This is a genomic window from Nocardia sp. JMUB6875 (assembly GCF_041154655.1).
Lineage (GTDB): Bacteria > Actinomycetota > Actinomycetes > Mycobacteriales > Mycobacteriaceae > Nocardia.
The window spans coordinates 46,643-56,025 of the sequence record NZ_BAAFGR010000033.1; the positions used below are offsets into that span (position 1 = coordinate 46,643).

The following is a 9,383-nucleotide window of genomic DNA, read 5'->3' on the forward strand; positions in this document are numbered from 1 at the left end:
ACGCGGTGGTGCTATTTCCCTGCTGTGGTGTCGATCTCGGCGAGCTTCTTGGTGAGATCGGCGCCGATGGTCGCGATGCGCGGCTCATCGATGATCTGGATGTGATCGCCCGGAATGTGGATGACCTCCACATTCGGAATGTGTTCCTGCCAGCCGCCGTTCGGCTGCCGGTCGGCGAAACGCGGTTCCAGCTCGATCATTCCGTCGTGATAGCGATCGGCGAGGTACAGGGTCACGTCGCCGTCGTACTTGGACGGCTCGATCTTCTGCAGTTCCTTGCTGTCGATCCACGAGGTGCGCTGGTGCTCGATCACGCCGCCCGGGATATCGACGCCCGCGAACTTGATCAGTTCGAGGATGATGTCGATCTGCTCCGAGTCGGACGCGGCGGCCAGCTCCTCGAGCTGCTCCTGGTCGAGTTCGCCCTTGAAGCCGTAGGTCTTCTGCGCGAAGGACTGGTACCGGCGGATCCGCTCCACCCGCTCCTCGGGAGCGTCGTTGAAGGGCTCGACCGGCAGCGCCAGATCGATCAGGCCGACGTGGCGCACATCGGCGCCCTCGGCCCGCATGATCTCGGCGACCTTGAGCGCGAAGACCGCGCCCAGCGACCAGCCGTAGAAGATGTACGGGCCCTCCGGCTGCCGTTTGCGGATCTCCGGAATGTACTGGCGCGCACGCTCTTCGATGGTGCCCTCGACGCGCTCCAGACCGTACATCGGCGTGCCCGCCGGGAGCCGGTTCAGCAGCGGCTCGTAGACGAGCGTATTGCCGCCCGAGGCGTGGAATACGAAGACCGGCACGGCATCCGATCCGGCTTCCTTCGCGCGCAGCGTGCGCACGAAGCCGTCCAGATCCGAGCTCTTGCCCTGGTAGCGCACGACCACCTCGGACAGCTGCTCGATGGTCTTGCACGCCTTCACCTCGGCCGGATCGACCTCGGCCTTGACCCGCTCCGACAGCCGGGCCGTCAGCTTCGCCAAGGTGGCGTCGTCGATCTCGGGCAGCGGGTTGAAGATGCCGCCCGCGGTCTTGCCGGTCACCAGCGCCCAGGTGGCGAAGGCGAGACGCTCCTCGCCATTGCGAGGGGGCACATTGTCGGCGTCGGTCTCGGCGATCGGCGCGGCCGACTCGTGCTCGGCCGCAACCTCTTCGATGGCCTCGGCCTCGGCCACCACATCGGTGGTCTCGGTCTTCGGCAACAGGGCGGCCGGATCCTTGCCCTCGGCCATGGCATTGCGGGCCGCGGCGATGAAGTCGGCGTCGACCGCGATGTCCTCGCCCGCGGCCTGGCGCGCGGCGATGTCCTCGAGCTGATCGCGGTGCTCGATGGCGTAGCGCAGCACCTTGCCCACCTCGAGCAGGCTGGCATCGCGCACCGCCTGCAGCTGCAGCTGCGGAATGTCGAATTCGTATTCGACGCGGTTCTTGATGCGCATGGCCATCAGCGAGTCCAGACCCAGCTCCATGAGCGGGATCTCCATGGGCAGGTCCTCGACCGCGTAGCCCATGGACTCGGCGACGATGATCGCCAGCCGCTCCTCGATGGTCTGGGTGCCGTTCGGATCCCAGCGCTCACCGGCGACCGTCTCGACCACCGCGACCTCGGCCGGTGCGGCGGCCGCGACCGGCTGCGCCACAACGGATTCCGGCAGCGGCGCGCCGGAGGTGACGACCGCGTCGAAGAGCGGGCGGAAGACAGTGCCGTCCTTGGCATGCACCGACACCGACGCGCCGCCCGGGTGCGGGGTGAGCGTGGTGGTCAGAGTGCCGGCGGCCGGAACGGCCTCGTGCGCGACCGACGCGCCGACGGTGACATCCGAAAGCACCTGGGCGGCAGCGGCATTCACCAGTGCGGCCAGGTCGGTGACGGCGGCGGCCTGCACCTCCCAGACGTGGCGGCCGTCCGGCAGCGCCACGTGCGCACCGGGGACGCGGCCGTTGCCGGAGCCGCCGCCGAAGCCGCCGGAAACCCTGGGCCAGTACTGCTTTCGCACGAACGCGGTGCGCGGCACCTCGGCGTACGCACCGGCGGGCAGCAGCGAGGGCAGGTCCACCTTGTGGCCGTGCACGTAGAGCTGCGCCAGCGCGGAGATGACGGCCGCGGCCTCGTCCTCCTTGCGCTTGAGGGTCGGGATGAGCGCCGCGTTGTGCACGCCCGCCGCGAAGGTGGTGCCCATGACCTGCATGAGCGCAACGGAATTCGGCGCGAGTTCCAGGTAGGTGGTGATACCGGTGTCGACGGCCTTGCGGATGGCGTTGGTGAAGTACACCGAGCCGCGCATGTTCATGACCCAGTAGTCGACGTCGTGCACCGGGGCGTGGCCCGCCTTGTAGACGCCGTCCCGGTGGACGGTCGAGTACAGGTCGCGCTTGAGCTTGGTGGGCTCGATGCCCGCCAGCTCGGCGGCCAGCTCGCCCAGCAGCATGTCCATCTGCGAGGTGTGGCCGGCGCCGCGGGTCTGCAGCACGCGCGCGAACTTGCCCTCGGCCTCGGCGCGCGCCACGATCGCGTGCACCTGGTCCGGCATGCCGCCGATGACCGTGTTGTTCGGCGCGGCGTACACCGCGACCTCGATATCGGGGAACTCGGTCTCGACGAGTTTGGCGACCTCATCGGCCGAGTACTCCAGCAGCGCCATATTGCGCACCTGGTCGTCGGTGAGCATGGCCTCGCCCTCGGCCATCAACCGCGAGCGGGCGCAGATCACGCGGACCGCGTCCTCGAGCGGCAGACCGCCGGAGATGTACGCGCCCGCGACCTCGCCCTGGGAGTGGCCGACCACGCCCTCGGGCTCCGCGCCGTGCGCGCGCAGCACGGAGGCCAGACCCACCTGGATGGTGAAGGTGCCGACCTGGCCGGTGCCGATGTCCCAGTCCATGGAGTCGTCGAGGATCATCTCCTTGACCGAGTACCCGGCCTCGTCGACGACCAGCTCGTCGACCTGGTCGACGGCCTTGCGGAAGATCGAGTTCTCCAGGTAGAGCTGCTTGCCCATCTTCCGGTGCTGCGCACCGAAACCGGCCATCACCCACAGCGCGCCCAGCGGGGCCGGGGAGTCGGCGGTCCAGACGCTGTTGCCGGGCTTGCCCTCGGCGATGGCCCGCAGGCCCGCGATGGCTTCCTCGTGCGTCTTGGCGACCACCACACCGCGCGAGCGGCCGTGGTTGCGCTTGGCCAGCGTGCGGGCCACATCCTCGAGCGGAGTCGCCTGTCCCGCTTCGGATTCCAGCCAGTCGGCCAGATCCTTGGCGGCGCGCTTGCGGCGCGAGGGCAGGTAGCCCGAGACCGGGATGATCATCGGCAGCGGCTCGGAGCGGTCGCCCCACTCCGGTTCCGGTGCGACGGCCTCGGTGATCGCCTCCGCCTCGGCGACCACATCGGTGGTCTCGTCGTCGAGGTCGGCGGTCTCCGCCAGTTCGGGGGTGGCCGGGGTCGGAACGTACTCCTGGACGACCACGTGCGCGTTGGTGCCGCCGAAGCCGAAGCCGGAGATGCCGATGACGGCCTTGCCGCTGTAGCGCGGGAATTCGGTCGGCTCGTCGGTGACCTTCAGATGCGCCTGGTCGAACGGGATGAACGGGCTCGGACCGGCGTAGTTGAGGTGCGGCGGAATGACGTTGTGCTGCAACGCCATGATCACCTTGGCCAGCGCCGCGGCGCCCGCGGCGGCCTCCAGGTGACCGAAGTTGGTCTTGGCCGAACCCAGCAGGGCGGGCTTGTCGGCGTCGCGGCCGCGGCCGATGACGCGGCCCAGCGCGTCCGCCTCGATCGGGTCGCCGATGGGGGTGCCGGTGCCGTGCGCCTCGATGTAATCGACCTGGGACGGCGGGATTCCGGCGTCGCGGTACGCCTGGCGCAGCACCGCGGCCTGCGCGTCCGGGTTCGGGGCCAGCAGGCCGTTGGAGCGGCCGTCGCTGTTGACCGCGGAGCCCTTGATCACCGCGTAGATGGTGTCGCCGTCGCGCTCGGCGTCGGCCAGGCGCTTGAGCACCACCAGCGCCGCGCCCTCGGAGCGCACCATGCCGTCGGCATCCGACGAGAACGCCTTGATGTGACCGTCTTTGGACACACCGCCGTTGGCGTCGAAGGCGATGGTGGCGGCGGGCGAGAGCAGCACGTTGGTGCCGCCGGCCAGCGCCAGATCGGCCTCGCCGTTGCGCAGCGCCCGCACCGCCTGGTGCACCGCCACCAGCGAGGACGAGCACGCGGTGTCGACGGCGACCGACGGGCCGCGGAAGTCGTAGAAGTAGGAGACGCGGTTGGGGATGATCGCCGAGACGCTGCCCATGACGCCGTAGCCGTCGGCCGACAGCGGGGTGTTGGCGTCGCCGTTGCCGACCGCCATGCCCGCGATGATCATGAACTCGGTGCTGGTCGAACCGATGAAGACGCCGACCTGCTCACCCTTGAGGGTGTTCGCGGGAATCCGGGCGTGCTCCAAGGCTTCCCAGGTCAGCTCGAGCGCCCAGCGCTGCTGCGGGTCCATGCGCTCGACCTCGACCGGCGAGTGCGCGAAGAACTCGGCGTCGAAGCTCTTGAGGACGTCCTGATCCAGGTAACCGCCCTTGACGTTGGTCTTGGTGAGCTGCTCCACCAGGCGCGGATCGTCCATGAACTCCGACCAGCGGCCCTCGGGTAGGTCGCGAATCGCGTCGCCGCGATTGATCAGGAATTCCCAGGTGGATTCGGGCGTATCGCCCGCACCCGGCAGCCGGGTGGACAGGCCGACGATGGCGATGTCGTGCGCCTCGCCCGGCTGGAAACCCTGGGTGTAGAACGAGTCGTCGGCCGCCTCGGCCGGAAGCTCGGGCTCCCCGTTGATGATTCGCTCCGACAGCGAGGCGATGGTCGGGTGCTGGAACACGATGGTCGCGTTCAGCACGACACCGGTCAGCTCCTCGATATCGCCGCCGAGGGCGAGGGCATCGCGCGAGGCCAGGCCGAATTCCTCCATCGGCCGGTCCACCGTGATGTTCTCGATCGGCTGGCCGGTCGCGCCGGAAACCCAGCGGCGCAGCCACTCCTGCATCTCCGCCACCGACATATCGGTGTTCGCGGGCGCGCCGGCCGTCGGAGCGTTGTCGGTCGTCTGGTTCGGGTCGATGCCCTCGTTCTCAGCCATCAGTTCCTCAAGCTACCTGTCTGCGTACGGTGCGCGGCGTGAATCCGGGTGGTGATCCATGCATGAATGGCGCGAGCCGAACCGGCTCGCGCCATTCATCTGTGAGACGGTCGTCTCACTCCTCGTCTGGTGCATCGGGGAAGGCCTGCTGCGTGTAACCACCACGCAGTGTCCCTCCGATGTATTCAGCCTTGCAGGCACGACGCGCGATCTTGCCGCTCGAGGTGCGCGGAATCGACCCGGCCGGAACGAGGAGGATGTCACGCGCGGTGACACCGTGCCGGGAGGAGATGGCGGCGCGGACCGCGTCCGCGATGGGGCCGGGATCGGCCTTGCCCGCGCCCGGACCACGCTCGGCCACGATAACCAGCTGTTCGCTGGAATCGTCGGCGTCGAAGCTCAGGCCCGAATGGCTGTCCTGGGCAAAGACTTCGGCGGGCAGCTGGTTGGCCGGCACCGCGAAGGCGGCGATGAAGCCGGCCCGCAGCATGCTCGAGGCCTCCTGCGCGGAGTACTCGAGGTCCTGCGGGTAGTGGTTGCGGCCGTCCACGATCACCAGGTCCTTGACGCGGCCGGTGATGTAGAGCTCGCCGTCCACATAGACGCCGTAGTCGCCGGTGCGCAGCCAGATGCCGTCGGCCGGAACGCCTTCGGCGTGGCTGCCCTCTGGCAGGCGATGGGCCAGCTGGTTGCGGAAGGTGCTCTGGGTTTCCTCGGCCCGGCCCCAGTAGCCGATGCCGATGTTGTTGCCGTGCAGCCAGATCTCGCCGACCTGACCGTCGGCCACCTCGCGGGCACCCTCGGGCGAGTCGATGGAATCGCCGTCCACGATGGTCGCCCACTGCGACAGCGCGACATAACCGCACGACACCTGCGCGATGGCGTTCTCGGTGCCCGGCTCGACCTTCACCACGCGACCGGCATTGAGCTCGTTGCGGTCGACGTAGATGACCTTGGCCTCGTCCTCGTGCCGGGTCGCCGACACGAACAGGGTGGCCTCGGCCATGCCGTAGCAGGGCTTGATGGCGGTCTTGGGCAGGCCGTAGGGCGCGAACGCCTCGTTGAACTTCTTCATCGAGGTGGTGGTCACCGGCTCGGAGCCGTTGATCAGGCCGATCACGTTCGACAGGTCCAGCGATTCGCCCGGCTTGGGCAGGCCGCGCACGGCGGCGTGCTCGAAGGCGAAGTTCGGTGCGGCGGCGAAGGTTCCGGCGCCGTCGGCGACCGCGGCCAGCTCGTTGATCCAGCGCGCGGGGCGGCGCACGAACGAGGCCGGCGACATGATGGTGATGTACTTGCCGCCCACGGCGGGCAGGATCACCGTCAGCAGACCCATGTCGTGGTAGAGCGGCAGCCAGGTGACGCCGCGCGAATTCTCGTTCAGATCAAGCGCGTTCACCATCTGCAGCACGTTGGTGCCGACACCGCGGTGGGTGATCTCCACACCGGCGGGCACGCGGGTGGAGCCGGAGGTGTACTGCAGGTACGCGATGTCGTCGACGCGGATGTCCGGGCGCACCCAGGACTCGCCGACGCTGTCGGGAATCGCGTCCACGGCGATGATGCGCGGGCGCTGGGCCGCGGGCAGCGACCGGAAGAACTGGCGGACACCGGCGGCGGAGGAGCTCGCCGTCAGGATCGCGGAGGGCGTGCAGTCGCCGAGCACGGCGTGCAGGCGATCGGTGTGGCCCGGCTCGTCGGGATCGAACAGCGGCACGGAGATGGTGCCCGCGTAGATGGCGGCGAAGAAGGAGATGACGTAATCCAGCCCCTGCGGAGCCAGGATCGCGACCCGATCGCCCCGCTTGGTCACCTGCTGCAGTCGGGCGGCCACCGCGCGCAGCCGCGTGCCGAACTGACTCCAAGTGAGGTCCTGGTACTCACCGTCGCGCTCGCGTGAGTAGTCGATGTAGCGGTAGGCCAAGTCATTGGCGTCATTACCGTGGGTGTGCTTCTCGACGTAGTCGACGAGGGTGCGTCCCTCGGGAATCGTGATGTTCCCCGTTTCGTCGAGGTAATCGTCGAAAGTCTCGTCCATTCCTTCTTCTCCTCCGAGGCACACGCGGCATGAGACGGCATGCGTTGCCGCTGTTACCTGTGAGGCCCCGACTCTCTTCGCCCGCGGGAGCTCCATGCGAGAGCCAACCTGCAGAATTGTGTTGCGGTCTGCGCGGTGACCGTCTATTGGCTAGATGTTCTCAAACCAGGGACATGTTACAGAGGGGCTGCGCGGCCATGCTTCGGAGCGGCCGAACATCTCCCAGCTCACACCTCTGGGCTAGTGCTTCACCGGCGCGAATGCCTCCAAATAGGTGGGGAGCGCCCCACATAGGACACAACAAGGACAAGGATGTGAGTTGCCGCACGTGCCGGGTCCCGGCTGTGTCGCAACCCGGAGCACTTTACCGGGTGACCCCGAAACTGGGGGGTCGGTCGGTGGGGCTCACACACCCGGCGGAGTGCCCATGGACCATGCTGCGCCGCGGCGCTTGAAGATCTCTGAGCAAAGACTTACGAATGTGCCGGGTGCGGAGCATTTTCGATGAGGCCCGACGCCCAGTTCACGGTCCACTGGGTGGCGGTGGTGCCGTTGTCGTCCACCTGGTAGCCGTTGTAGAGGCTGTGCACCGGATTGCCCGCGGCGCGCACCAGGATGTTGACGCTGCCGAGAATATTGGCGGGGCTGAGCGCCTGGCGTGGCGAGTCGCAGATCAAATCGCCTGCGGCACAGATGGTGAAGGTGCGGCCCGCGAGTTTGCCGAAGCCGCCGCGCGGTCCGGTCATGGTGATGCCGGGGACGTTGAGGCCCTTGAGCGCCACCTCCGCGCCCACGCCGGGCGGGGTCGGGCCGATCTCGGTGGCCTCGCCCGGAGCACCGACATCGCGGCGACCGTCGGCGATGGTGGTCACGCCCAGCACCAGATCTTCCGGTATCGGCCCCTTGCCGGCGCCGATCTGCGCGGCGAGATCGCCGACGATCACCGCGCCCTGCGAGAAGCCCGCCAATACATATGTGGTGAGCGGACACTTCTTGTAGGTCTCGGCCAGATGGTCGGCCGACTTCTTGGCGCCCTCGGAACGGCTGTTGTTGTAAGAGGATTGGCCGTCCGGCGGAATGGCGATCGGATTGGAGAACTGCGCCACGTACGGCGTGGTGTAGACCTCGAGCCGTTCGTTGGGGAACTTGGCCCGAATCGGGTTGGAGATGTTCAGCATCAGCGACGCCGGGTTCGCGCTCGGGTTGTAGGGGTCGTCATTGCTGTTCGACTCCCAGGTGCCGGGCACGGACAGCAGCAGCACGTCCGGGCAGTCGGCCGACTGCGTCGTCGGACGGTGCGGGCCCGGCGGTTTGGGGCCGGGCAGGCGCAGCCGGCCCGCCAGCAGGTACCACAGCAGCAGCGCCACCACGATCACGATCACGATCGCGGCGATGACGAGCAGCAGGCAACCCGCCGGGCGCGGCCGGCGTCGTCCGATTCGGCGTCGCGTCGTCACTTGTTGCAGTAACTCTTCGAGGCGACGTCGTAGTAGATCTTGCCCGCCTGCTCGACCGACATCTTGGACGGATCGAAGGACGGATCGGAACCGGCGATGGCGGTCACGTAGGTGACGATCTGATCCTGCGGGGCGTTCTCGGCCTTGCCCTGGCAGACCAGATTGGCCGCGGTGATCGCGATATCCGAGGAGCCCGGGGTGATGCCGGCCTTCTTCAGCTCGTCGATGAAGCCCTTCTCCTTGTCCGACAGGGCCGGCGACCCGTTCGGCGTGGTGAGGAACTGGCTCGGCACCGGCTGCGGCCGCTCGGGCGAGGTGGTGGTGGCGGAATCCGGCGCGGGCTGCGGGCTCTGCTGATCCGTGGACGGCGCGCCTGCGGCGGGCGTCGTGGTCGCGGCGGCCGGGGCCTTCGTGGTGGTCAGCGTGGGCGTGCTCTTGGCGGTGGAATCATTGCTACCGCACGCGGCGAGCAGTCCGGCGGCGGCGCATGCGGCCACCACGCCGAATACCTTTCCACGGGTTCCGTGCATCTATTCGCTTCCTATATCTGTCCAAGGGCAAAAGGTCGCCCCCAGGCTAGCCGCAACCCGGGCGCGAAGCCCGGGTCGCAACGGAACCTCATTTACTTCTTAGGGCCGGTTAGGGCCTTTTCGCCCGGAAAGTCTCAGTTGGGACGGACCTCGGGACCGAGCGCCGGGACCGGCGGCGGACCCGCGGGCTCGGCGGGCACCGGCTCGGGCGCGGGAGCGGGTGCCGGTGCGGGGG

The 9,383-nt window shown here is 68.2% G+C and carries 4 protein-coding genes; all 4 read right to left on the reverse strand.

The genetic code is table 11. The features are described 5' to 3' along the window. Positions 1-11: 11 nt before the first annotated feature. Positions 12-5,123, reverse strand: coding sequence for a polyketide synthase Pks13 (gene pks13 / locus ACAM49_RS11340; protein ID WP_369635421.1), 5,112 nt, complete (start codon positions 5,121-5,123; stop codon positions 12-14). 115 nt (positions 5,124-5,238) lie between these two features. Next, on the reverse strand, positions 5,239-7,161 hold the full coding sequence (gene fadD32 / locus ACAM49_RS11345; protein WP_369635422.1) for a long-chain-fatty-acid--AMP ligase FadD32: 1,923 nt from the start codon (positions 7,159-7,161) through the stop codon (positions 5,239-5,241). Positions 7,162-7,634: 473 nt separating this feature from the next. Then, positions 7,635-8,618 carry a cutinase family protein gene (locus ACAM49_RS11350; RefSeq protein ID WP_369635423.1) on the reverse strand — a complete coding sequence of 328 codons (984 nt, stop codon included), beginning with the start codon at positions 8,616-8,618 and terminating at the stop codon, positions 7,635-7,637. Then, on the reverse strand, positions 8,615-9,148 hold the full coding sequence (locus ACAM49_RS11355; protein WP_369635424.1) for a DUF732 domain-containing protein: 534 nt from the start codon (positions 9,146-9,148) through the stop codon (positions 8,615-8,617). Before ACAM49_RS11355 ends, ACAM49_RS11350 begins: the two co-directional genes overlap by 4 nt. Between the last annotated feature and the right edge of the window lie 235 nt (positions 9,149-9,383).

Coding starts and splice junctions, on each gene's coding strand:
- fadD32 (WP_369635422.1), bottom strand. CDS start 7,161: ATGGACGAGACTTTCGACGATTACCTCGACGAAACGGGGAACATCACG.
- pks13 (WP_369635421.1), bottom strand. CDS start 5,123: ATGGCTGAGAACGAGGGCATCGACCCGAACCAGACGACCGACAACGCT.
- ACAM49_RS11355 (WP_369635424.1), bottom strand. CDS start 9,148: ATGCACGGAACCCGTGGAAAGGTATTCGGCGTGGTGGCCGCATGCGCC.